This window comes from Aeromonas sp. R7-4 (assembly GCF_040908055.1).
GTDB lineage: Bacteria > Pseudomonadota > Gammaproteobacteria > Enterobacterales > Aeromonadaceae > Aeromonas > Aeromonas sanarellii.
In genome coordinates, this window is record NZ_JBFODA010000054.1 from 1 (window position 1) to 23,598 (window position 23,598).

Sequence of the window (23,598 nt, forward strand, 5' to 3'; positions counted from 1 at the left end):
ACACGGTAGGGGTACCGTTTTGTTATCCGGTTTGAAGCCGTATGACCACTCCCTTTTGTGGGCAACTGTCAGGTGAATACCATCTCCATACAGCCGATATCCCGCTTCGTTTTCCAACACCGGTTCTCTACGCCGTTCTCCCCACGACTCGGCAAGATGGGGACCAAAACCAGGCAATGCCAGTGATCAACGGGCCAGCGATACTGCTAAACAGTCCGTCATTACCGTATTGCGTCAATGAAAAAGGCCATCCGCTGGATGACCTTCTCATCTGTGGTGCAAAACCTCAGATCCGCAGGCCCGTCATGGCCTGATTCAGCTCAGTGGCGGTGGCCTTGAGGCCCGAGGTGCCGGCCACGGCGGCACTGGCGGACTCCTCCACCTGGCACGCCTCCTGGCGTACCCTGTCCAGGTTGCGGGTGATCTCCTCGGCCACCGAGCTCTGCTCTTCGCTCGAGGTGGCGATCTGGGTGCTCATCTCCAGCACGGCGTCGCTGTGGCTGCTGAGTTTGTCGATGTCGAGCCCTACCTCGGTGATGAGCTGCTGGCTGCTGGCGGCGCGGCCCACCGTCTTCTCCATGATGTCGTTGAGGGCGCCGGTGCCGGCCTGCAGCTCCTCGATCATCTGCTGGATCTCCACGGTCGCCTGCTGGGTGCGGCTGGCGAGGGTGCGCACCTCGTCCGCCACTACCGCAAAGCCGCGGCCCTGCTCGCCGGCACGGGCGGCCTCGATGGCGGCGTTGAGGGCCAGCAGGTTGGTCTGCTGGGAGATGGCATTGATGACGTTGACCACTTCGTTGATGCGGTTGGCGTTGTGGGTCAGCCGCTCCACGGCGCCGGAGGCGTTGCCTATCTCGTCGGCCAGGGTGGCGATGGCGTTGATGGTGCGTGAGACCCGCGCTGCCCCGTTGGCGGCCTCCTCGCTGGACTGGCGGGTCTGTTGCAGGGTGTCATTGGCATTACGGGCCACCTCGCGAATGGCGGCGGACATCTGCTCCATGGCGGCGGCCAGGGAGTCCATGTGCTGGCGCTGGGCGCGGGCCTGGGTCTCGCCATCGCTGGCGTGCTCGCGAAACTCGTCCGCCGCCAGGGTGAGCGCCTCGGCGGACTCTTCCACCAGTTGTACTATCTTGTGCTGGCGATCGGTGAACTTGTCGATGCTGCCCGCCAGGATGGAGAACTCGTCCCGTACCGGGAAGAAGTTGAGGCGGAAGGTGAGATCACCGCCCGCCACCGTCTGCAGCGCCTTGTTGGTGGAGTAGAGCGCCCCGGAGACGAAGGTCATCAGATAGTGGGTGATGAGAGCAAGCAGGGCGGCCAGCACGGCGATGATGGTGAGGGTGCTGCCCTGACCATCCCACATGGAGTAGCGGGCGGTGTCCAGGGTGCCGGTCACGAAGCCGGCCTGACCCGCGCTGACGCCGTAGTGATAGAGCTCTCCCTGCTGGTTCAGGCCGGCCGTGGCGGTCGGCGTCAGGACGAGATCCGCAGGCAGGGTTAGGGTCGGTTGCTGGCTCACCAGCTGGGCCGTGGTCTCGACCCGTTGCTTGAGCTGATCCAGCCTGAGCTGCATCTGTTGATCATGGCTGTCGGCCAGCAGGTACCAGGTGAGGAAGGCGATGAACAACAGGGGACACCAGAAGGTGATGAGAAATTTCTCGCTGATCGTGAGGTGAATGAGATAACGGTCAACCCACCGGAATTTAACTTCTTTCATAATGATATTGCGTCCTGCAAGGGGAGGAGAGTGTCGCGTTCATTATCGCCCCGGGGAAAAATTACTTAAGGGAAAGGTGTGATAAATGGGAGAGCAATCGTTTGTTGTTCGGGTGTGGGGCCAGGTTCAGGGGGTGGGGTTTCGCTACTTCACCCGGGAGCGGGCGCTGCAGCTGGGGTTGCGGGGTCATGCCTACAACCTGGAGGATGGGTCGGTGGAGATCCTGATCGCCGGACCTGAACAGAAGGTGCAGATGATGCTGGGCTGGCTGGAGCACGGACCCCGTACCGCCACCGTGACCAGGATGGAGTGCGCCAACGCGCTGCCTCCTACCGGGTCAGGCTTTCATACCAACTGAGCGGGGCGGATGATGACGACACTGGGGGTCGAGCAGGCCCGCCGGCTCATCGAACAGTACGGGTCGGCCACGCAGGCCCTGCGCCAGCGGGTCGGGGCGGACGAGGTGCACGCCTACCGGATTGCGGCCCGCCGTCTGCTGGCCCTGCTCGCCCTGTGGCGGCCCCTCATCCACGCCCCTGAGCTGGAGTCGCGGTTGAGCCGCGCGGTGGGACGGCTCTCCGCCCTGCGCGATGCCCAGGTCTATTCGGCACATTTTGGCGGCCCCTCCCACCAGGAACTGGTGCCCACCAGGGTGCCCGGGCTGGCGGGACGCCTGGCGCGCTGGTTGGCGAGGCTGGAGGAGGTGCCCGCCGGGGTGGATCCCTTGCCGCTCTTTCAGCTGCATCTGGCGCTCAGCCTGGCCGATGCCCTGGCGGCGCCCGGATTGTCCTCTTCTGACGGTCGCAAGGCGCGGCTGCGCCACTGGCACAGGCTGCGGCTGGTGCTCAAGCGGATCCGTTACGGGGTGGAGCTGCTGATCGGGCAAGGGGAGGGAGATCCGGCCTGGCTGCCCATGTTGGTGGAGTGGCAGGACAGGCTGGGCCAGTTGCAGGATACGCGGCAATGGCTCAGGCGCCTGGGGGATCAGAAGGGGCGTGGCAAGCGGAGGCGAACCCTGGAAGAGGCGATGCGCTGCCAGCTGCGCCAGCTCGATTGCCAGCAGGCGGAGCTGGTGGGGCTCAGGATGGCGTTGCTGCGCCAGGGGTAGTTCGCCAGGCCGGCGCGGCTGATAAAAAGGAATGCAAAAAAAAAAAAGAGAGGCCATCGGCCTCTCTCTTCATCTGCGGGGCTTGCCCTTACTTGACGCGCATGCCCGGCTGGGCACCGTCCTGGGGCTCCAGGATCCAGAGATCCTTGCCGCCCGGGCCGGCCGCCAGCACCATGCCCTCGGACATGCCGAAACGCATCTTGCGCGGTGCCAGGTTGGCGACCATCACGGTCAGCTTGCCTTCCAGGTCTTCGGGATTGTAGGCGGACTTGATGCCGGCGAACACCTGGCGGGTCTCGCCCCCGATGTCGAGCTGCAACTTCAGGAGCTTCTCCGCTTCCGGCACTGCTTCGGCCTTCTTGATCAGCGCCACCCGCAGGTCAATCTTGGCGAAGTCCTCGTAGGCGATGGTGTCGCTGATGGGGTCGTCCGCCAGGGGACCGGTCACCTTCGGCACCTGCTCCTTGGCGAGATCTTCCTTGGAGGCCTCGATCATGGCATCAATCTTGGCCGGCTCGATGCGGGAGAAGAGCGCCTTGAAGGGGGCGACGGTGTGGTCGACCAGGGGGGCGGCGATGCCGTCCCAGGTCAGGGTCTCGCCGAGGAAGGCCTCGGCGCGCTCGGCGAGCTCGGGCATGACCGGCTTGAGGTAGGCCATCAGCACCCTGAACAGGTTGATGCCGACGGAGCAGACCGCTTGCAGTTCGGCGTCTGCGCCTTCCTGCTTGGCGATGACCCAGGGGGCCTTGTCGTCCACGTAGCGGTTCGCCTTGTCGGCCAGCGCCATGATCTCGCGGATGGCGCGGCTGAACTCGCGGCTCTCGTAGGCTTCCGCGATGGCGGCGCTGGCGTTGGCGAACTCGCCATAGAGCTCGGGTTCGGCGCAGGTAGCCGCCAGCTTGCCGTCAAAGCGCTTGGCGATAAAGCCGGCGTTGCGGGAAGCCAGATTGACCAGCTTGTTGACCACGTCGGCGTTGACCCGTTGCACGAAGTCTTCCAGGTTGAGATCCAGATCGTCGATGCGGCTGTTGAGCTTGGCGGCGTAGTAGTAGCGCAGGCACTCCGGATCCAGGTGCTTGAGATAGGTGGATGCCTTGATGAAGGTGCCCTTGGACTTGGACATCTTGGCGCCGTTGACGGTCACGTAGCCGTGCACGTTGACCTTGGTCGGCTTGCGGAAGTTCGCGCCTTCCAGCATGGCCGGCCAGAACAGGCAGTGGAAGTAGGCGATGTCCTTGCCGATGAAGTGGTAGAGCTCGGCGTCGGAGTCCGCCTTCCAGTAGCTGTCGAAGTCGATGTCGCCGCGCTTGTTGCACAGGTTCTTGAACGAGGCCATGTAGCCGATGGGGGCATCCAGCCAGACATAGAAGTACTTGCCCGGCGCCCCGGGAATTTCGAAGCCGAAGTAGGGGGCGTCGCGGGTGATGTCCCACTGCTGCAGGCCGCTCTCGAACCACTCCTGCATCTTGTTGGCCATCTCTTCCTGGATGGCGCCGGAGCCGCGCACCCAGTCGGCGAGCCAGGCTTCGAACTGGGGCAGGTCGAAGAAGTAGTGCTCGGAGTCCTTCATCACCGGGGTCGCGCCGGAGACGGCGGATTTCGGGTCGATGAGCTCGGTCGGGCTGTAGGTGGCACCACAGCTGTCGCAGTTGTCACCGTACTGGTCGGGGGACTTGCACTTGGGACAGGTGCCCTTGACGAAGCGATCCGGCAGGAACATGGACTTTTCCGGATCGAACAGCTGGGAGATGGTGCGGATCTTGATCTTGCCGGACTCTTTGAGACGGCCATAGATCACGCCCGCCAGCTCGCGGTTCTCGTCGCTGTGGGTGGAGTGGTAGTTGTCGAAGCTGATGTTGAAGCCGGCGAAGTCGCTCTGATGCTCCTCGGAGACCGCCGCGATCATCGCCTCCGGGGTGATCCCCATCTGCTGCGCCTTGAGCATGATGGGGGTACCGTGGGCGTCGTCGGCGCAGACGAAATGCACCTGATGGCCACGCATTCGCTGATAACGAACCCAGATATCGGCCTGGATGTGTTCCAGCATGTGGCCAAGATGGATGGAGCCGTTGGCATAGGGGAGGGCGCAGGTTACCAGCATTCTACGAGGATCAGTTGCCATAATACGTTCTTTATGTGCCTGTTGGGATGATACAGTGCCGTGCATGTTACCCGAATTGGGGGCGGCCTGCCTAGGGTTGTGGCCCGCAGGGCACAGGCCGGCGGCATCGCTGGAACGTCGGCAAGCCACTGATTTGTGTGCGGTAACCGTTCACCTCAGCATAACGACAACATAATGGGGAGTTAATGGTGATTGATTCAGTAAAACTGATCCTGGCCGAATTTAAGCCGGCCGGGTGGGGCAAGGATCTGGTGGCAGCCGGTTTTGTGCGCACCATAGCGCATCAGGGGCAGACCCTGACCATCAAGCTGGTGCTGCCCTTTGCCGGCCAATCCCTGTTTGACGAGATAAAAGCCGCCTTCGATGCGCGGCTGCGCAGCGCCACGGGCGCGACCCGCATCGACTGGACGGGGGAGATCGACGTGGCCAGCATGCCGCGCGCCCAGCAGCTCGCTGCGGTGCAAGGCATTCGCAACATCCTGGTGGTCGCCTCCGGCAAGGGGGGGGTGGGCAAGTCCACCACCGCCGTCAACCTGGCGCTGGCGCTGCAAAAGGAGGGGGCGCGGGTCGCCATCCTGGATGCGGACATCTATGGCCCCTCCATTCCGACCATGACCGGGACCCTCAAGGAGCGTCCCGTCAGTTTCGATGGCAAGCTGATGGAGCCGGTGATGGCGTGCGGCCTCAAGAGCAACAGCATCGGTTATCTGGTGGCCGAGCAGGATGCCACCATCTGGCGCGGCCCCATGGCGAGCAAGGCGCTCGGGCAGATCCTGCACGAGACCCGCTGGGGCGAGGTGGATTACCTGGTGGTGGACATGCCCCCCGGCACCGGTGACATCCAGCTGACCCTGGCCCAGCAGGTGCCGACCACGGCCGCCGTGATCGTCACCACGCCCCAGGACGTGGCGCTGGCGGATGCCCGCAAGGGGATCGCCATGTTCAACAAGGTCCAGGTGCCCGTGCTCGGCATCGTCGAGAACATGAGCTACCACGTCTGCAGTGCCTGCGGGCATCACGAGGCGCTGTTCGGCACCGGTGGCGGCAAGAAGATGGCAGAGCAGTATCAAGTGGCGCTGCTTGGCCAGCTGCCGCTGCACATCGACATTCGCCAGCACATGGACGACGGTTGTCCGACCGTGTTCGGGGCGCCGGACGGAGAGCTGGCACAGGCCTATCTGAAGCTGGCCCGCCGGGTGGGGGCCGAGCTCTATTTCAGCGGTAAACCGATTGCGACCCCGCTCTACACGGTGGCGCTGGACGAATAATCGGCTGTCGGTCGTCACAGGCGGATTTGGGGTGGGCATGGCCCACCCTTTTTCATATAATGGATCGGTTTAAACAATCCCCAGTGCTCTTCTCTTTAGGTATTTTCAATGTCTGATACTCAACATTCGTGTGTGATCATCGGTATTGCTGGTGCATCCGCTTCCGGCAAGAGTCTTATCGCCCAAACCATCTATGAAGAGCTGGTGGCCGAGCTGGGGGCGGGTCAGATTGGTGTGATCACCGAGGATTGCTACTACCGTGATCAGACCCACCTGACCATGGAAGAGCGGGTCAAGACCAACTATGACCACCCCAACGCCCTGGATCACGATCTGCTGGTTGAGCATCTGACCCAGCTGATGCAGGGGGAGGCGGTCAATATCCCCCAGTACTCCTATACCGAGCACACGCGGATGAGTGACGTCACCGTCTTCGCGCCGCGCCGCGTCATCATTCTGGAAGGGATACTGCTGCTGACCGACAGCCGGTTGCGCGAGTTGATGGATGCCTCCATCTTCATGGACACCCCCCTCGACATCTGTTTGCTGCGCCGCCTGGTGCGCGACGTGCAGGAGCGCGGCCGTACCATGGACTCCGTGCTCAAGCAGTATCAGAAGACGGTGCGTCCCATGTTCATGCAGTTCATCGACCCGTCCAAGCAGTATGCCGACGTGATCGTGCCCCGTGGCGGCAAGAACCGCATCGCCATCGACATGCTCAAGGCGCGTATCCGCCACATGCTGATTGGTTGAGAGAAAACAAGCCGGGTGATGCCCGGCTTTTTTAAATGAATCATTTGTCAGGAGAGTCGCCCAATGCGTCTTTGTGATACCGATATCGAACGGCATCTGGATGAAGGCAAGATCGTCATCGAGCCGAGGCCCGGTGTTGAGCGGATCAGCGGCGTCAGCGTCGACGTGCTGCTTGGCAACGAGTTTCGGGTGTTTCGCGATCATACCGCGCCTTATATCGACCTCGGGGGTACCAGTGCCGAGATGGCCGATGCCATCGAGCGGGTGATGAGCGAGGAGATCCACGTGCCGGACGGCGAAGCCTTCTATCTGCACCCGGGTCAGCTGGCACTGGCGGTGACCTATGAATCCGTGACCCTGCCTGCCGACATCGTCGGCTGGCTGGATGGTCGCTCCTCCCTGGCCCGCCTGGGTCTCATGGTGCACGTCACCGCGCACCGCATCGATCCGGGCTGGTCCGGCCGCATCGTGCTGGAGTTCTACAACGGCGGCAAGTTGCCCCTGGCCCTGCGCCCCAAGATGAAGATAGGGGCGCTGAACTTCGAGATGCTCTCCGGCACCGCTGCTCGCCCGTACAACAAGCGGGAAAATGCCAAGTACAAGAGCCAGCAAGGGGCGGTGGCCAGCCGGATCAACCAGGACTGAGCTTGACGCCATTGTTTATATAAGGAGGGTGCCGCGGCACCCTTTTTCTCACCCTGTGGCAGGTGACGGGAGGTATGAAGCGGCGTTCAGGCATGGGAGGGCTGCCACTGATAGCCCTGTTTGAACCTCGTTCACCGGGTTGCCACGGGCTTTAATTAATCGATGACAAGTCTCATTCCGTCAGGGCATAAGACATTTTTTGACGGAATGCCCTTTTTTTTTCTTACTGAAATATTTCAACAACGGGTATGGCGCATCGAGCCTTCTGGCATAATCCGCCGCAACTCATAAACAGGTTCGTTTTTATGTTTGAAATGTTTAGTGGTTTGGGTTTGTGGTGGTCAATCGGTTTGGTATTGGCCGTTTTTTTTGTGCTGGCCTATGAGTTCATCAACGGCTTTCACGATACCGCCAACGCGGTAGCAACGGTTATCTATACCAAGGCGATGCCGGCCCATATGGCGGTAGTGGCTTCCGGGTTGTTCAATTTTGCCGGTGTCATGCTGGGTGGACTGGGGGTGGCCTATGCCATCGTTCATCTGCTGCCCATCGATCTGCTGCTCGGCATGGATTCCACCCAGGGCCTGATCATGGTCTTCTCCCTGCTGTTTTCAGCCATCGTCTGGAACCTGGGGACCTGGTACTTCGGCATTCCGGCGTCCAGCTCGCACACCCTGATCGGTTCCATCCTGGGGGTTGGCGGTGCCTATGCCCTGATCAGCCATCAACCTCTGAAAGAGGGCATCAACGTCGGCAAAGCCATCGACATCATGCTCTCTCTCATTATTTCTCCCACCGTGGGCTTCATCATCGCCGCCTTGCTGCTGTTCGCCATGAAACGAGTCTGGCTGGGCAGCAAGATCCACAAGACCCCCGAAGAGCGCCTGCTGGTGGACGGCAAGAAGCATCCGCCGTTCTGGGCACGTCTGACCCTGGTGGCCTCCGCCATGGGCGTGAGCTTCGTGCATGGCTCCAACGACGGCCAGAAGGGCATTGGTCTGGTGATGCTGGTGCTGATCTGCATGGCCCCCGCCTATTTCGCCCTGGACATGAACAGCCGCTCCTACGATCTGGACCGTACCCAGGATGCCAACCAGCGCATCATGGAGATCTACCAGCGCAACCATGATCAGGTCTCCCACCTGGTGAACTTCAGCGTACCGGCCCAGGCCCAGGAAGAGCTGATGACCCACTGTGAGGCCGGCGAGGCCCTGCAGGCCATGGCCACCCTCGACAATCGTCTCGGCCAGGTGCGCACCTACGAGGAGATGAGCCTGGTCGATCGCCGCGAGGTGCGTCGCCTGCTGCTGTGCATCGACGACACCGCGCGCAAGGTCTCCAAGCTGCCGCTGCCGGCCAAGGAGCTGACCGATCTCGCCAAATGGCGCAAGGATCTGACTGCGACCGCCGAATATGCACCGACCTGGGTCATCGTCTCCATCGCCCTGGCCCTGGGCTGCGGTACCATGGTGGGCTGGCGCCGTATCGTCTACACGGTAGGCGAGAAGATCGGTTCCTCTGGCATGACCTACAGCCAGGGGATCGCCGCCCAGATCACCGCCGCCGCCTCCATCGGCGTGGCCAGCTTGACCGGCATGCCGGTCTCCACCACCCATATCCTCTCCTCCGCGGTGGCGGGGACCATGGTGGCGAACAAGTCGGGCCTGCAGACCCAGACCATCAAGACCATACTGCTGGCCTGGGTGCTGACGCTGCCGCTGACCATGCTGCTCTCCGGCGGTCTGTTCCTGCTGAGCAACCATCTGTTTGGCGGCTAACCGCCAAGCATTCTCTCGAATAAGAAGGGCCTACGGGCCCTTTTTTCTGGCTATGTCCCAATTACATGTTGCATGGGACGCCCCAGCGCCTCCTGCAAGCAATGTGGGATAGTCACTTCCCGTCCATAGCGCTCCAGCATCCTTCGCCAACCCAGATAATTCCTCAGATAGTGGGTCGCTACCCCATGGAACCGCTCCATCCACTCTTTCAACCGCCTGTGGTACCCGTTCACATGCTGGATGTGGTACGCGCCAACCACGCGCTCGCCTTGACGATTGCGCACGACCTGATGGGTCACTCCCTGTGCTTTGCTGAAACTGGCATACACACCGGCGCCATCGCTACACAACACCGCATCTGACGAGACAAGGGGTGTCAAAACCGCTATCACCGTCTCGGCATTCATTTTCTCCAACTGAAAATCCGCATGGTGGCCAGCCCGGTCCTGAACCACCATCACCGGGATGTAATCCGACCCTGTGCCTCGGGTACGGCCTTTACCCCCACGATGGCGGGCCGGGCGGGGCAAACCACGTTGCCCTTTAAACGACTCTAGGAAGAAGGTCTCATCGACCTCGACGATACCCTCTTCCCGTGCCGCCTGGTGGCTCGCCATGGCCTTCAGGAAGCGGTGACGCCACAAAAAGGCGGTGTTTTTACAGACCCCGCAGCGGACGGCAGCCTGTCGCACGGTCAGCCCTTCGATGAGGGCCTGGGCATAGTATTCCCAGCACTGTGCCTTGCGAAGTCGGGCCAGTGGCGTCTTGGTGAGAACGGAGCTGGTACGCAGACACTGCTTGCAGCGATAGCGACGTAGCCCTCGACTCCAGCCCCAGGGAGCCAACTGCGCGGCCTCGGCCTGGCAGTGAGGGCAACATTGGCAAGGGGGGAGTTGGGTGGCTAAAGAGGTGATGGGGTGAGGGGCGGAGAGTTCATGTTGCGCGAAGCGACGCTGGCGCAAAGTGAGCTGTGGGAAGAGAGAGAGAGTAGATGTTGAAAGGCTTGGGTATCCATGATGGAGGCCCTCAAGGTGATGACCTACTTCAAGGTTATCCTTTCAACATGTAATTGGGACAGCGCCTTTTTTCTTGGGTCAAGAAAGGGGATTAGCCAGATGGGGATGACTGGCAGGGTTCCTCGAGCCGGACAGGTGGCTTCCCAGGCTTTAGCCGCCGATCCTTGGCACGACATTCTGCCGGCGAGCGACCCTGTGAAGCCGGATCCTTGCAAGAAAGTGATGGCTGTATGCCTGACTCCTGTTGTTGTGGCCTTCTGATGGGCTTTTATATGCCATCAAACTAAATTTTTAATAAACCATATCTACACTCCATTACTCCTCTTATTCCATGGCCAACCCCTGTTTTGCAACCCTGGCAAGCCTTGGCCGACTCGAAAGCCGGGGAGGTGACACGTTCAGTAGATGGAGGGGGCGGACATATCGTATCCAGGGGCCTGGATGGACAGCCAAGACGCCCATACAGGGGAGATAAAGAGGGCATTCCAAAGGCGAACAGGGCTTATGGTTCGGGCATTTGCCCTGGACCTCTGTCCGGGCCATGGATGGCCAAGCTGGTTCAGTGGGATAAGCACGGGGGCTCAGGAGTGTCGAGTAGGATATCAGGGTGAGAGTGAAATCAGAGGATGCGGGGTACCGAGGGCTTCTTCGCGACTCTGCCAGAAGGGCAAGTCGGGATCGTTGACAACGCTGGCACTTGCCCTGGTATTGAGAGCGGGCGCCATCACGATGATAAAGGGGGGGCTGGGACAGGGAGAGACAGATCGGCGCGCAAAAAAAGAGCCACACAGTGTGTGGCCCTTTGATCAGGTTAGCGAGTCCGCTCAGGGGCGACCGGCCGGGCTGGTTGCCACGTTGCTGGCCGCGGTGCTGCCACCGTGACGACCCGAGGTCGTCACTGCGCTGCGCACCAGAGGTTCGTATTCAACCGGTTCGCGAGGGGCCGGTGCTGGGGCGGCCGCCGGTGTTGCCATGGGGGCAGAGGCCATGCGAGCACGGGCCAGCACGCCGGCACCCTTGCTCAGGGTCTTGGCCGCAGGTACGGCAACGGGCGCAGGCTGGGCCACCACAACCTCGGGGGTTGTGACGACTTCGGCCTCAGCTGCTACAACTGGGGCCACAGGCTCGGCGGTAACGGCGGGGGCCGCTTCCACCTCGGCGACGACCTCGTTCATCACGGGTTCGGCAACGACGGCAGCACTGGGCTGGGCATCATCGGCCCGGACCACCACGTCGGCAACCACGGGTTCGGCAGTCACGACGTCAGCTGCTTCTTCGACCGCAGCTACTGCGACTACGGCTGCCGGTTCAACCGCCCGCTCTGCAGTCTCGGTGACAGGTTTGACGGCCAAGGCGGCTTGTGCCTGCTCGGCAGCTTCTTCGGCAATGGCCTCGGCAACCACGTGCTCGGTCAGGGCGGCAGAGGCTTGCAGCGCTGCAGCCACGGCTTCCGCGCTCGGAATGGTGACGACAGGCACGGCGGGCTCTTCCACCTTGACCTGGGCCGCATCCGCCTGGGCGGCTGTGGTGAGTTGCACCTCGCCCTGAGGCTCGTCGTCACGCTGACCGCGTGCATCTTCGTTGATGCGCTTGCGACGCTGGCCTTCGATTCGCTGGCTGCGAGGCGTGCGACGGGAGCGGCGTTGGCCTTCACCCTGCTCGTCCTGCTGCTCGACGGTTGCGGCTTGCACCACGGCGATATCGCCTGCCTGCTCATCAACCGGCAGGGCAGGGGAGTCGGTTGCGGCGACATCGACGCGGATCTGCTTGCGCAGCTGACGACGTTCGCGGCGCTCGGCCACCTTCTGCTCTTTCTCCTGGCGCGGTTCGGCATCGACAGCGGCAATAGCAGCTTGGGTCTCTACCGCCTCAACCACGACCTCGGCACGGGGTTCACGGGGAGCGCGCGGCTCACGGGCCGGGCGCGGGGCGCGAGGTTCACGCTCCTGACGAGGCTCACGGGGCTCACGTTCCATGCGCTGTTCGCTGCGCACTTCACCACGGGCTTCCCGTTCCTGGCGCGGTTCCCGCTCTTGACGAGGCTCACGCTCTTTGCGCGAACGGCGATTGCGATCACCGCTCTCGCGGCTGGCTGCGCCTTCACGCTTCTCACCGGCCTCGGCATTGCGGTTGCCGCGGTTGTCGTCGCGACGGCCACGTTGGCCACGGCTGCGGGACTCATCACGCTGATGGCGATGGCCTTCGTCCTTGCGCGCGTCGCGCTGGGCGGCCGGTTTCTCGGCTGTCGCCTTGGTCTCGGCCGGAGCAGCCTCGGTGGAGGAGCCGAACAGACCGGAGAAGGCCTTGGCCAGCTTGCCAAAGAAGCCGGTTTGTTCTGCAACCGGAGCGGGAGCCGCAACAGGCGTCGGGGCGGCGACGGGGGCGACCGGCTGGGGAGCCGGGGCGAAGCCCTGCAACAGCGGCTGCTCGCGTTCGATCACCTGCGCCTGGCGAGGCTGATAGACCGGCTTGGCGATCTCGGTCTTGAGCTCGTAGCTGGCCGCTTCCGGGATCTCGTTCTGACGGATGCGGGTCACTTCATAGTGCGGCGTTTCCAGATGCTGGTTCGGAATGATGTAGACACGCACATCATTGCGCTGCTCCAGATTGGCGATGGAGGTGCGCTTCTCGTTGAGCAGATAGGCGGCCACATCGACCGGCACCTGAGCGTGAACCTGCTCGGTGTTGTCCTTCATGGCCTCTTCTTCGATGAGGCGCAGGATGGACAGGGCCAGCGATTCGTTGTCACGGATGACCCCCTGGCCCTGGCAACGGGGGCAGATATGGCTGCTGGACTCGTTGAGGGAGGGGCGCAGGCGCTGGCGAGACATCTCCAGCAGACCGAAGCGGGAGATCCGGCCCAGCTGGATGCGGGCGCGGTCCTGGTGCACGGCTTCACGCAGACGGTTTTCCACCTCGCGCTGATGGCGCACCGGGGTCATGTCGATGAAGTCGATGACAATCAGGCCACCCAGGTCGCGCAGGCGCAGTTGACGGGCAATCTCGTCGGCCGCTTCCAGGTTGGTCTGCAGCGCTGTCTCTTCGATATCGCCGCCCTTGGTGGCGCGGGAGGAGTTGATATCGATGGAGGTCAGGGCCTCGGTCGGATCGATGACGATGCTGCCACCGGAGGGCAGACGCACCTCGCGCTGGAAGGCCGATTCGATCTGGCTCTCGATCTGGAAGTGGTTGAACAGGGCGACATCACCCTTGTACAGCTTCACGCGATTGAGGAAGTCGGGACGGACCAGCTCGATATGCGACTTGGCGCGCTCGAAGATGACCGGATTGTCGATCAGGATCTCGCCCACATCGCGACGCAGGTAGTCACGGATGGCGCGCACGATGACGTTGCTCTCCTGGTGGATCAACACCGGGGCGGAACGTTGTTGTGACGCCTTGTGGATGGAGTCCCAGTGGTTGAGCAGGACGTTCAGATCCCACTCCAGCTCTTCCGGGGACTTGCCCACACCGGCGGTACGCACGATGAGGCCCATGCCGTCCGGCACGGTCAGACCGCTCAGGGCTTCCTTCAACTCGGTCCGCTCGTCACCCTCGATGCGACGGGAGATACCGCCGGCACGGGGGTTGTTCGGCATCAGCACCAGGTAGCTGCCGGCCAGACTGATAAAGGTGGTGAGGGCCGCACCCTTGGTGCCACGCTCTTCCTTGTCGATCTGGACGATCACTTCCTGGCCTTCACGGACCACTTCTTTGATGTTGGGACGACCCTGATAGGAGTAACCGGAGGGGAAGTAATTGCGGGCGATTTCCTTCAACGGCAGGAAACCGTGGCGCTCGGCGCCATAGTCGACAAAAGCAGCTTCGAGACTGGGTTCTACGCGGGTGATTTTGCCCTTGTAAATGTTCGCTTTTTTCTGCTCATGCCCCGGACTTTCAATATCCAAATCGTAGAGCTGTTGTCCGTCAACCAGCGCTACGCGCAACTCCTCTTCCTGAGTCGCGTTGATTAGCATTCTTTTCATTGAGTTCTCATTATTTTGTCATTTTGATTCCTCCACAGGATCCTGCCGGCGCCGGCCTCGGGTCTTCAGCATGCTTGGACAACCTCCCGGTTGGGGTATGCATGAGGCGCAAACTAAGGGCACTCTGGTTCAGCCATCTCGAGAGGGCGTGAATTAAGGATACCGGTGTGGAGACAATTTACGTCGGCTCTGTTTGCGTTCTCCATGCGTTGTACCTCGCACCCGGGAACCGTCATGTTCTTGTATACACGGTGTTTCGGGATTGGGTGGCATACATTTTGGCCACTTAGTACAAGGCTTGAACACAATGACAAAACCTTGTTTATTATCCCATTTAAATCACTTTTATAGCAAGACGCCATTTTTTAACAAAGCATGCAGCCAAGGGCTGTCGGCGGTGTTAAAATCCGCGCCATGACACAGATACATCAACAAGTGCAGCTGCTCACCATCGAAGCTGAGCATGACGGGCAGCGCATCGACAATTTTCTCAAGACTCAGTTAAAGGGCGTCCCCAAGAGCCTGATCTATCGCATCCTTCGCAAAGGGGAGGTGCGCGTCAACAAGAAGCGCATCAAACCGGAATACAAGCTCTGTGCCGGCGACGAGGTGCGCGTGCCCCCCGTGCGCGTCGCCGAGAAGAACGAATTGCCCTCCGCCAACCTCGGCAGCATCCAGCGTCTGGAGAGCCAGATCCTGTTTGAAGACGACGCCATGATAGTGCTGAACAAGCCGTCCGGCATGGCGGTGCACGGTGGCAGCGGCTTGAGCTTTGGCGTCATCGAGGGGCTGCGCGCCCTGCGCCCGGAGGCCCGTTTCCTGGAGCTGGTACACCGACTCGATCGCGACACCTCCGGCGTGCTGCTGGTTGCCAAGAAGCGCAGCGCCCTGCGCAGCCTGCACGAGCAACTGCGGGTCAAGACCATGCGCAAGCAGTACCTGGCGCTGGTGCGTGGCCAGTGGCAACCCCACGTCAAGGTGGTCAATGCGCCGCTGCGCAAGAACGATCTGCAATCCGGCGAGCGGGTGGTGCGGGTCAGCAGCGATGGCAAGCCCTCCGAGACCCGTTTCCGGATTGCCCGCCAGTTTGCCGAGGCAACCCTGGTGGAGTGCAGCCCGATCACCGGCCGGACCCACCAGATCCGTGTGCATACCCAGCATGCCGGCCACCCCATCGCCTGCGATGACAAGTACGGTGAGGCCGCGTTCGATGAAAAGATGCGAGGGCAGGGGCTAAAGCGTCTGTTCCTGCACGCCTGGAAGCTTACTTTCACGCACCCGGTGGATGATCGGGAGATGCAGGTGGAGGCGCCGCTGTCGCCGGAGCTCGAAGCGTTCCTCGCCAAGCTGCCACGCTGACACGAATGAAAAACGGGAGCCTTGGCTCCCGTTTTTCATCGTTGGCACAGCCCTTGTCTCAAGGCAGATCAAGTCCATGCAATGCCAGCAGGTCGATCAGGCCGATGAGGGGGAGCCCGATCAGGGCATTGGGATCTCGCCCCTCCAAGGCCTTGAACAGCACTATGCCCATCCCCTCGCACTTGAAGCTGCCGGCACAATCGAGGGGACGTTCGGCTTCCACATAGCGGCGGATGGCGGCTTCATCGAGGGAGCGAAAATGCACGGTGAAAGGCTCGACGAGCTGCTCGGCATGGCCATTCGCAGCATTGATCACGCACAGCCCGGTGTAAAAGGTGACGCTCCTGCCTTGGGCCAGCATCAACTGCGCCACCGCATTCTCCACCGTGCCAGGCTTGCCGAGAATACGCCCGTCGCAGACACACACCTGATCCGATCCGATGATCAACCCCTGATCATGCTGACGTGCTATGGCGCTCGCCTTGGCATGGGCCAGCCGGCGGACCAGGGTGTCTGCCGTTTCCCCGGGTCGAGGGGTCTCGTCCACCTCGGGTGAGGCACACTGAAACCGCAGGCCAAGTTTTTCCAGCAGCGCCTTGCGATAGCGAGAGGTGGAGGCGAGGATCAAGGGCGTTTGCATCTTCTGATGATATCCATTTATAAATCAATTGCTTGATTCTATCCGTGCGAACAGGGCTGCGCAAATTGCGTCGATCATCTGCCTGCCTCTGAGTGGGCGACTTAGGAGCCGGGCTGGAAGCAGGCGTCCCGGCGGCTGACAATGACATAGAGCGATACGATGAGGCCGAGAGAGATGGCAAGATACGCGGTGCTGGCCCTGATGCTGCTTTCCTTCGCAGGCTGGGGGGAGGGGTGGCAATTACGGCCGGGGAAGGAGGGGATCCTGCTCTGGACTCAGGCTCGACCTCCGTCGCCCTTTCTGGCGCTGCGTCTGGAGATGCAGGTCAATGCGGATCCCGCCGCGCTGCTGAAGGTGCTGCGCAACACGGCGCGCCACCAGGAGTGGCTGCCCCGAAGCCGCGAAGTCAGGTTGCTGGCAAGGTCCGGTCCCGACGATGATCTGGTGTACACCCGATTGTCTGCCCCCTGGCCGGTTCAGGACAGGGAGTTGATCACCCGTTCCCATCTGAGCAGGGGAGCCGATTGCGGGCTGACGCTCGAGGTCTGGGCCGAGCCCAATGCGCTGCCAGTGCGGGCCGGGCGATTCCGGATCCAGGAAAGCTCGGGTCGGTGGGAGGCGCAGCCCAGGCCGGATGGCACCACCCTGATCAGACTCGAGACCTATACCAACCCGGGCAGCAACCTGCCGGGCTGGCTGGCCAATCCCATGGCCATCAAGGGAGCCCTTGAGAGTTTTCAGGCCATCCGCCGGCTGATGGAAGAGCAGCCCAGGGTAGCGAATCCGCAGCACCTGCTCGGCGCCAGCCAGCGCTGCCCGCCACTTTCGGAGTGAGACAGTGCCCCCATATCCGGTCTGGGAGGTGGTGAGGATCCTGTGCGGGATCCTGCGGTTTATGGCATAATCGGCCACCGATGAGCGCAAGTTCCTCCCCGCAGGGACCTGTGCAGTTAAAATCATCGGTGGTAAGGACTTTTTCCTTTGACTATCCCTTGTTGGACCTATAATATTCGCGCCCTATGCAAAAGGTGAAGTTGCCCGTTAAGGTTGATCCAGTCCGTAATGCCTTGAAGCTACTCGACTATGTCGGGATAGTGGAAAAGTCGCAGATGCCCAGGCTGGAGGAATCAACCGAAGGCTTGCGAAGTGATGTGGATGTCACCCTGCACTTTGGCAAAGATGTCCAGAAGTTGACCGTTATGAAAGGCACTGCCCATGCCAAGGTCGACCTGGTTTGCCAGCGTTGTGGAGAGACATTCGAACACCTTTGTGAAGCTAGTTTTATCTACACTCCGCTGTTCGAAAGGACAAACGAGGAAGAACTGCCGGAAGCTTATGAGCCCATTGAGTTGGACGAAAACGGCGAGATAGATCTTCATCAAATCCTGGAGGATGAGCTCATCCTCTCGTTGCCTCAGGTGGCCATGCATCCAGTGGATGTCTGCCCGCGAGGAAACATGGAGATGACCTGGGGTGAAATCGAACCTGCTGATGAGCGGCCGAATCCCTTTGCAGTTCTTGAAGCGCTCAAACGTAAGTGAATTTTAGGAGTTAGCCTACCATGGCCGTACAACAGAACCGTAAAACCCGCGCCAAGCGTGGCATGCGTCGTTCCCACGATGCACTGACCACCGCAGCCCTGACTGTTGATCAGACCAGTGGCGAAATTCATCGTCGTCACCACGTGACTGCCGATGGTTTCTACCGCGGTAAAAAGGTAATCGCTTAAGGATTGCCTTTGTCTACGCAAACTGTCGCGCTAGACATAATGGGGGGAGATATCGGCCCCTCGGAAACAGTGCCTGCCGCCGTGCAGGCACTGTCTCTTTTGCCCCAGCTACGCCTTGTCCTGGTCGGTGATCAACACCAGACCGCTCCTCTGTTGCAGCAACACGGCTTGCTCAACCATCCCCGCGTTCGTCTCGTGCATGCCTCCCAAGTCGTGGGCATGGGCGAAAAGCCGATCGTGGCGCTGCGTACCCTGAAAGACTCCTCCATGCGCGTGACCCTGGATCTGGTCAAGAGCGGCGCCGCCGATGCCTGCGTCAGCGCTGGCAACACCGGTGCCCTGATGGCCATGGCCAAGTGCGTGCTCAAGTCCTTGCCTGGCGTCGACAGACCCGCCCTCATCAAGGCGCTGCCGACCGTGAATGGCAAGCGCACCGTGATGCTGGATCTGGGGGCGAACGTGAGCTGCGATGCCGATACCTTGCTGCAATTTGCGGTGATGGGGGCCGTGGTCGCCGAAAAGGTCGAAGGGATCCCTTCCCCCCGGGTGGCGCTGCTCAACGTGGGGGAGGAGGAGATCAAGGGCAACGACCTGGTTCGCCACAGTGCGGAGCTGCTGCGCCAGTGCAACGCCCTCAATTTCGCCGGTTTCATCGAGGGTGACAGGATCTTCAGCGGCGACTGTGACGTCATCGTCTGCGACGGTTTTGTCGGCAACGTGGCGCTCAAGACCGCCGAGGGCGTGGTGCGGATGATGGCCGAACTGGCCGGATATCCGCGCAAAAAGCGCAGTTTTCTTGGTCGACTCGCGGGATTTATGTTCAAACGGCGTTTTTCTTACCTGAACCCCGACCAGTATAATGGCGCGAGTCTGTTAGGATTGCGCGGCATTGTGGTAAAAAGCCATGGGCGGGCCGAGCGCCGCGCTCTGTGTCATGCGATTCTGCTGGCCGCACAAGAAGCCAAACACCAACTTCCGTTGCACATTGCAGATCGCCTTGAATCTGTCTTTTCCGACAGGGATTAATAAAACTCTATGCATAGCAAAATTCTGGGTACTGGCAGTTATCTGCCGAGTTCGGTCCGTACCAACGCCGATCTTGAGCAGATGGTTGAAACCAGTGACGAATGGATCGTGGAACGCACCGGGATCCGTGAACGCCGCATCGCGGGCAGCGACGAAACCGTCGCGACCCTCTCTCACCAGGCGGCCTTGCGGGCGCTGGACGCCGCAGGTCTGACCGCGGCGGATCTGGACATGATAGTGCTGGCGACCACCAGTGCGGAGAATGCCTTCCCTGCCGCCGCCTGCGAACTGCAGGGGCTGCTCGAGGTGCCGGGGATCCCGGCCTTTGACGTCGCCGCCGCCTGTGCCGGCTTTACCTATGCCCTTGCCATCGCCGATCAGTTCGTCAAATCCGGCGCCGCTCGCCACGTACTGGTCGTGGGCGCCGACGTGCTCTCACGCATGTGTGATCCCGAGGATCGCGGCACCATCATCCTGTTCGGGGATGGGGCAGGGGCCGTGGTCATCGGCGCGAGCGAGACGCCGGGGATCCTCTCCACCCACCTGCATGCAGATGGCCGTTACGGGGAGCTGCTCAAGCTGCCGCAACCCCGTCGTGGCATGCCGGGGGCCGAGCTCGAAGCCTACATGTACATGAAGGGGAACGACGTCTTCAAGGTGGCGGTCACTCGCCTGAGCGAAATCGTCACCGAAACCCTGGCCGCCGCCGACATCGAGCCGAGCGAGCTGGACTGGCTGGTGCCCCATCAGGCCAACTTCCGCATCATCAACGCCACCGCCAAGAAACTCGGCATGGGGCTCGACAAGGTGATCCTGACCCTGGATCGTCACGGCAACACTTCCGCGGCCTCCGTGCCCATCGCCTTCGATGAAGGGGTGCGTGACGGCCGCATCAAACCCGGCCAGCTGGTCCTGCTGGAAGCCTTCGGCGGCGGTTTTGCCTGGGGCTCTGCGCTGGTTCGCCTCTGATACCGAGCGGCGTCTGACTCCGGGCGCCCGCTTACCGAATTCGTCTTACCTTAAAGGAATCAATGATGACCCGATTTGCCATTGCCTTCCCGGGACAAGGCTCCCAGAGCGTCGGCATGCTGGCCGAACTGGCCGAGCAACACGCCGTGATTAAAGAGACCTTCGCCGAGGCGAGCCAGGTGCTGGGCTATGACCTGTTTGCCCTGGTCATGGAAGGGCCGGCCGAGGATCTGAACAAGACCTGGCGCACCCAGCCCGCACTGCTGACCGCCTCCGTCGCCCTGTGGCGCCTGTGGCTGCAGCAGGGTGGGGCAACTCCCGCCGTGATGGCCGGCCACAGCCTGGGGGAATACTCCGCCCTGGTGTGCAGCGGCGCACTGGCGTTTTCCGATGCGGTCAAGCTGGTCGAGCTGCGTGGTTTGGCCATGCAGGAAGCCGTGCCGGAAGGCACCGGTGCCATGGCAGCCATCATCGGGCTGGACAATGACAGCATCGCCGCCAACTGCGAGAAAGCCGCGCAAGGTCAGGTGGTCTCTCCGGTCAACTTCAACTCCCCGGGCCAGGTGGTCATCGCCGGTCACAAAGAGGCCGTCGAGCGCGCCAACGTGCTGATGAAGGAGTCGGGCGCCAAGCGTGCGCTGCCGCTGCCGGTTTCCGTGCCGTCTCACTGCGCGCTGATGAAACCGGCCGCCGAAAAGCTGGCCGCCGCCCTGGATGGGATCGAGATCAAGGTTCCCGCCATCGCCGTCATCAATAATGTCGACGTATCCTGTGAGCAGGATCCGGCCGCCATCAAGCAGGCCCTGGTGCGCCAGCTGTTCAGCCCGGTTCGCTGGACAGAGACGGTCGAGCAGATGGCCTACGACGGCATTACCCTCGAGATCGAGATGGGGCCGGGCAAGGTGCTGACTGGCTTGGCCAAGCGCATCGATGCGCGGGTGGAAGGCATTCACGCCAACGATGCAGCCTCGTTCGAGCAGGCACTGGCCCAGATCAAGTAAACAGGAGCAAGTCATGAGTTTTACCGATAAGGTTGTGTTGGTCACCGGTGCCAGTCGTGGCATCGGTCGTGCGATTGCCGAGACGTTTGCTGCCCGTGGTGCGAAAGTGGTGGGCACGGCGACCAGCGAGAGCGGTGCCGAGGCCATCAGCGCCTATCTGGGCGAGCAGGGCTGTGGCATGGCACTGAACGTGACCAGCCAGGAATCCATCGAGACTGTCTTTGCCGCCATCAAGGAACGCTTCGGTGACATCGACATCCTGATCAACAACGCTGGCATTACCCGCGACAACCTGTTGATGCGGATGAAGGATGACGAGTGGAACGAGATCATCGATACCAATCTGACCTCTCTCTATCGTCTGAGCAAACCGGTGCTGCGTGCCATGATGAAGAAGCGCAACGGTCGCATCATCAGCATCGGCTCCGTGGTCGGTTCCATGGGCAATGCCGGTCAGGTCAACTATGCTGCTGCCAAGGCAGGTCTGGTCGGCTTCACCAAGTCGCTGGCCCGTGAAGTGGCGTCCCGTGGCATCACGGTGAACGCGGTTGCTCCCGGTTTCATCGAGACCGACATGACCAAGGCGCTCAACGAAGAGCAGCGCGCCGGCATCATGAACCAGGTGCCTGCCGCCCGTTTGGGCGATCCGAAGGAAATTGCTGCCGCTGTGGTATTCTTGGCATCGGATGATGCCGCCTATATCACCGGCGAAACCCTGCATGTTAATGGCGGGATGTACATGGTGTAATCAATTTGTCGTGAGTTCTGTTCAAATTTGCGATAATACGCCGAAGTTTGGCGAATTTCGTGGTTTGACCAGCGGCAAGTCACTTGCAAACTCACGTCAATTGAATACACTACCCCAACCAGACGCAATAGCGTATTTTTAAAGGAAAATTCAGGTCATGAGCAACATCGAAGAACGCGTAAAGAAAATCATCATCGAACAACTGGGTGTTAAAGAAGAAGACGTGAAGAACGCTGCTTCCTTCGTCGACGACCTGGGCGCTGACTCTTTGGATACCGTTGAACTGGTAATGGCGCTGGAAGAAGAATTCGATACCGAAATTCCTGATGAAGAAGCCGAGAAGATCACCACTGTTCAAGCGGCTATCGACTACATCACCGCTAATCAGGAATAAGTTCCTGTTCTGAAGGAAGCGGCCCAAGGGCCGCTTCTTTTATGTTTACCCCTTTCAAAACACCTCTCGGAGACTACCTCAGTGTCAAAACGCAGAGTCGTGGTGACCGGCTTGGGGATGCTTTCCCCGGTGGGCAACACTGCCGAATCCAGCTGGCAAGCCCTGCTCAAGGGGCAGAGCGGCATTTCCCTCATCGACCATTTTGATGCCAGCGAGTATGCGACCCGTTTCGCCGGCCTGGTCAAAGATTTCGACCCCGAAGCGTTCGGCATCAACCGCAAAGAAGCCCGCAAGATGGATCTCTTCATCCAGTACGGCGTGGCGGCGGGCGTGCAGGCCCTGGACGATTCCGGCCTGGCCATCACCGAAGAGAACGCGGAGCGGGTGGGCGTCGCCATCGGTTCCGGCATCGGCGGCCTGGGTCTCATCGAACAGAACCACAGCAGTCTCGTCAACGGCGGCCCCCGCAAGCTGAGCCCCTTCTTCGTGCCGTCCACCATCATCAATATGGTGTCCGGTCATCTCTCCATCATGAAAGGCCTGCAGGGTCCGAACATCGCCGTCACCACCGCCTGTACCACGGGTACCCATGCCATCGGCATGGCAGGCCGGATGATCGCCTACGGTGACGCGGACGTGATGGTCGCCGGCGGTGCCGAGAAGGCCTCCACCCCCATGGGCATGGGTGGCTTTGCCGCTGCCAAGGCGCTCTCCACCCGCAACGACGAGCCGACCAAGGCGAGCCGTCCCTGGGACAAGGATCGCGACGGCTTCGTGCTGGGTGACGGTGCCGGCGTACTGGTGCTGGAAGAGTACGAACACGCCAAGGCCCGTGGTGCCAAGATCTATGCCGAACTGGTCGGTTTTGGCATGAGCGGTGACGCCTATCACATGACGGCGCCTCCCTCTGACGGTGACGGTGGCGCGCGCGCCATGAAGAACGCCATCAAGGATGCCGGCATCGCGCCCGAGCAGGTGGGTTACATCAACGCCCACGGCACCTCTACCCCCCTCGGCGATGTGGCCGAGCTGCGCGGCATGAAGAAGGTGTTTGGCGAACATGCCAAGTCCCTGATGGTCAGCTCCACCAAGTCCATGACAGGCCACCTGCTGGGGGCGGCGGGCGCCATCGAGGCGATCATCACTGTGCTCTCCCTGCGCGACCAGATGGTGGCCCCCACCATCAACCTGGACAACCCGGATGAGGAGTGCGATCTGGATCTGGTGCCCCATGTGGCCAAGGCAGGCCAGTTCGAGTATGCCCTGTCCAATTCCTTCGGGTTTGGCGGCACCAATGGCTCCCTGATCTTCAAACGCGTATAATTCGCCTTGGGCGAAC

General features: G+C 61.2%; 21 protein-coding genes and 1 pseudogene. 17 read left to right on the forward strand and 5 right to left on the reverse strand.

What is annotated here, in order from left to right; all coding sequences use genetic code 11:
* Positions 1-286 precede the first annotated feature (286 nt).
* Positions 287-1,717, reverse strand: a complete 1,431-nt coding sequence (locus AB5Y72_RS14140; RefSeq protein ID WP_325782707.1) for a methyl-accepting chemotaxis protein — start codon at positions 1,715-1,717, stop codon at positions 287-289.
* Positions 1,718-1,802: 85 nt separating this feature from the next.
* Here AB5Y72_RS14140 and AB5Y72_RS14145 point away from each other — a divergent pair, with 85 nt between their 5' ends.
* Together AB5Y72_RS14145 and AB5Y72_RS14150 are read left to right on the forward strand one after the other, a co-directional pair.
* Complete coding sequence (locus tag AB5Y72_RS14145; protein WP_042076323.1) at positions 1,803-2,075, forward strand: acylphosphatase; 273 nt, start codon at positions 1,803-1,805, stop codon at positions 2,073-2,075.
* A gap of 9 nt (positions 2,076-2,084) precedes the next feature.
* On the forward strand, positions 2,085-2,825 hold the full coding sequence (locus AB5Y72_RS14150) for a CHAD domain-containing protein (RefSeq protein WP_042076322.1): 741 nt from the start codon (positions 2,085-2,087) through the stop codon (positions 2,823-2,825).
* A gap of 88 nt (positions 2,826-2,913) precedes the next feature.
* On the opposite strand, the gene metG is transcribed toward AB5Y72_RS14150, so the two are convergent.
* Positions 2,914-4,947, reverse strand: a complete 2,034-nt coding sequence (gene metG / locus AB5Y72_RS14155) for a methionine--tRNA ligase (protein ID WP_042076320.1) — start codon at positions 4,945-4,947, stop codon at positions 2,914-2,916.
* 185 nt (positions 4,948-5,132) lie between these two features.
* On the opposite strand from metG, the gene apbC reads away from it, so the two are divergent.
* The 4 genes from apbC to AB5Y72_RS14175 all read left to right on the forward strand — a co-directional run bounded on the left by apbC (position 5,133) and on the right by AB5Y72_RS14175 (position 9,391).
* Positions 5,133-6,215 (forward strand): iron-sulfur cluster carrier protein ApbC, encoded by a 1,083-nt coding sequence (gene apbC / locus AB5Y72_RS14160; RefSeq protein ID WP_042076319.1) that lies wholly within the window; start codon positions 5,133-5,135, stop codon positions 6,213-6,215.
* Between the two features lie 108 nt (positions 6,216-6,323).
* The gene (gene udk / locus AB5Y72_RS14165; RefSeq protein WP_042076317.1) at positions 6,324-6,968 is read left to right on the forward strand and encodes a uridine kinase; all 645 of its coding nucleotides are present in this window, start codon (positions 6,324-6,326) and stop codon (positions 6,966-6,968) included.
* Between the two features lie 63 nt (positions 6,969-7,031).
* Positions 7,032-7,613, forward strand: a complete 582-nt coding sequence (dcd, locus tag AB5Y72_RS14170; protein WP_010674732.1) for a dCTP deaminase — start codon at positions 7,032-7,034, stop codon at positions 7,611-7,613.
* A 305-nt stretch (positions 7,614-7,918) separates the two neighbouring features.
* Entirely contained in the window at positions 7,919-9,391 is a 1,473-nt protein-coding gene (locus AB5Y72_RS14175; RefSeq protein WP_042076316.1) for an inorganic phosphate transporter, read from the forward strand.
* Positions 9,392-9,441: 50 nt separating this feature from the next.
* On the opposite strand, the pseudogene AB5Y72_RS14180 reads toward AB5Y72_RS14175, so the two are convergent.
* A pseudogene (locus tag AB5Y72_RS14180) lies at positions 9,442-10,406 on the reverse strand (IS1595 family transposase).
* Here AB5Y72_RS14180 and AB5Y72_RS14185 point away from each other — a divergent pair.
* Positions 10,405-10,668 (forward strand): hypothetical protein, encoded by a 264-nt coding sequence (locus AB5Y72_RS14185; protein WP_325782704.1) that lies wholly within the window; start codon positions 10,405-10,407, stop codon positions 10,666-10,668. The pseudogene AB5Y72_RS14180 and the gene AB5Y72_RS14185 overlap by 2 nt on opposite strands.
* A 563-nt stretch (positions 10,669-11,231) precedes the next feature.
* On the opposite strand, the gene rne is transcribed toward AB5Y72_RS14185, so the two are convergent.
* The gene (gene rne, locus AB5Y72_RS14190; protein ID WP_325782703.1) at positions 11,232-14,393 is read right to left on the reverse strand and encodes a ribonuclease E; all 3,162 of its coding nucleotides are present in this window, start codon (positions 14,391-14,393) and stop codon (positions 11,232-11,234) included.
* A 414-nt stretch (positions 14,394-14,807) separates the two neighbouring features.
* Here rne and rluC point away from each other — a divergent pair, with 414 nt between their 5' ends.
* A complete protein-coding gene (gene rluC / locus AB5Y72_RS14195; RefSeq protein ID WP_216990266.1) occupies positions 14,808-15,752 on the forward strand; it encodes a 23S rRNA pseudouridine(955/2504/2580) synthase RluC in 945 nt (314 codons plus the stop codon).
* A gap of 58 nt (positions 15,753-15,810) precedes the next feature.
* Here rluC and AB5Y72_RS14200 read toward each other — a convergent pair whose 3' ends face one another.
* Complete coding sequence (locus AB5Y72_RS14200; protein WP_325782702.1) at positions 15,811-16,392, reverse strand: nucleoside triphosphate pyrophosphatase; 582 nt, start codon at positions 16,390-16,392, stop codon at positions 15,811-15,813.
* 174 nt (positions 16,393-16,566) lie between these two features.
* Here AB5Y72_RS14200 and AB5Y72_RS14205 point away from each other — a divergent pair, with 174 nt between their 5' ends.
* The 9 genes from AB5Y72_RS14205 (at position 16,567) to fabF (ending at position 23,582) form a co-directional block, all read left to right on the forward strand.
* Positions 16,567-17,226 carry an START domain-containing protein gene (locus AB5Y72_RS14205; protein ID WP_318163301.1) on the forward strand — a complete coding sequence of 220 codons (660 nt, stop codon included), beginning with the start codon at positions 16,567-16,569 and terminating at the stop codon, positions 17,224-17,226.
* 185 nt (positions 17,227-17,411) lie between these two features.
* A complete protein-coding gene (gene yceD, locus AB5Y72_RS14210) occupies positions 17,412-17,933 on the forward strand; it encodes a 23S rRNA accumulation protein YceD (protein ID WP_029314532.1) in 522 nt (173 codons plus the stop codon).
* 20 nt (positions 17,934-17,953) lie between these two features.
* A complete protein-coding gene (gene rpmF, locus AB5Y72_RS14215) occupies positions 17,954-18,121 on the forward strand; it encodes a 50S ribosomal protein L32 (protein ID WP_005300935.1) in 168 nt (55 codons plus the stop codon).
* A 9-nt stretch (positions 18,122-18,130) separates the two neighbouring features.
* Positions 18,131-19,147: a phosphate acyltransferase PlsX gene (gene plsX / locus AB5Y72_RS14220; protein WP_325782701.1), complete on the forward strand. Its 1,017-nt coding sequence runs from the start codon at positions 18,131-18,133 to the stop codon at positions 19,145-19,147.
* A gap of 9 nt (positions 19,148-19,156) precedes the next feature.
* Positions 19,157-20,116 (forward strand): beta-ketoacyl-ACP synthase III, encoded by a 960-nt coding sequence (locus tag AB5Y72_RS14225; RefSeq protein ID WP_042076307.1) that lies wholly within the window; start codon positions 19,157-19,159, stop codon positions 20,114-20,116.
* A gap of 65 nt (positions 20,117-20,181) precedes the next feature.
* Positions 20,182-21,117 (forward strand): ACP S-malonyltransferase, encoded by a 936-nt coding sequence (fabD, locus tag AB5Y72_RS14230; protein WP_325782700.1) that lies wholly within the window; start codon positions 20,182-20,184, stop codon positions 21,115-21,117.
* Between the two features lie 13 nt (positions 21,118-21,130).
* Complete coding sequence (fabG, locus tag AB5Y72_RS14235; protein ID WP_325782699.1) at positions 21,131-21,865, forward strand: 3-oxoacyl-ACP reductase FabG; 735 nt, start codon at positions 21,131-21,133, stop codon at positions 21,863-21,865.
* 157 nt (positions 21,866-22,022) lie between these two features.
* On the forward strand, positions 22,023-22,259 hold the full coding sequence (acpP, locus tag AB5Y72_RS14240; protein ID WP_005300909.1) for an acyl carrier protein: 237 nt from the start codon (positions 22,023-22,025) through the stop codon (positions 22,257-22,259).
* A gap of 81 nt (positions 22,260-22,340) precedes the next feature.
* On the forward strand, positions 22,341-23,582 hold the full coding sequence (fabF, locus tag AB5Y72_RS14245; protein ID WP_042076303.1) for a beta-ketoacyl-ACP synthase II: 1,242 nt from the start codon (positions 22,341-22,343) through the stop codon (positions 23,580-23,582).
* Positions 23,583-23,598 lie beyond the last annotated feature (16 nt).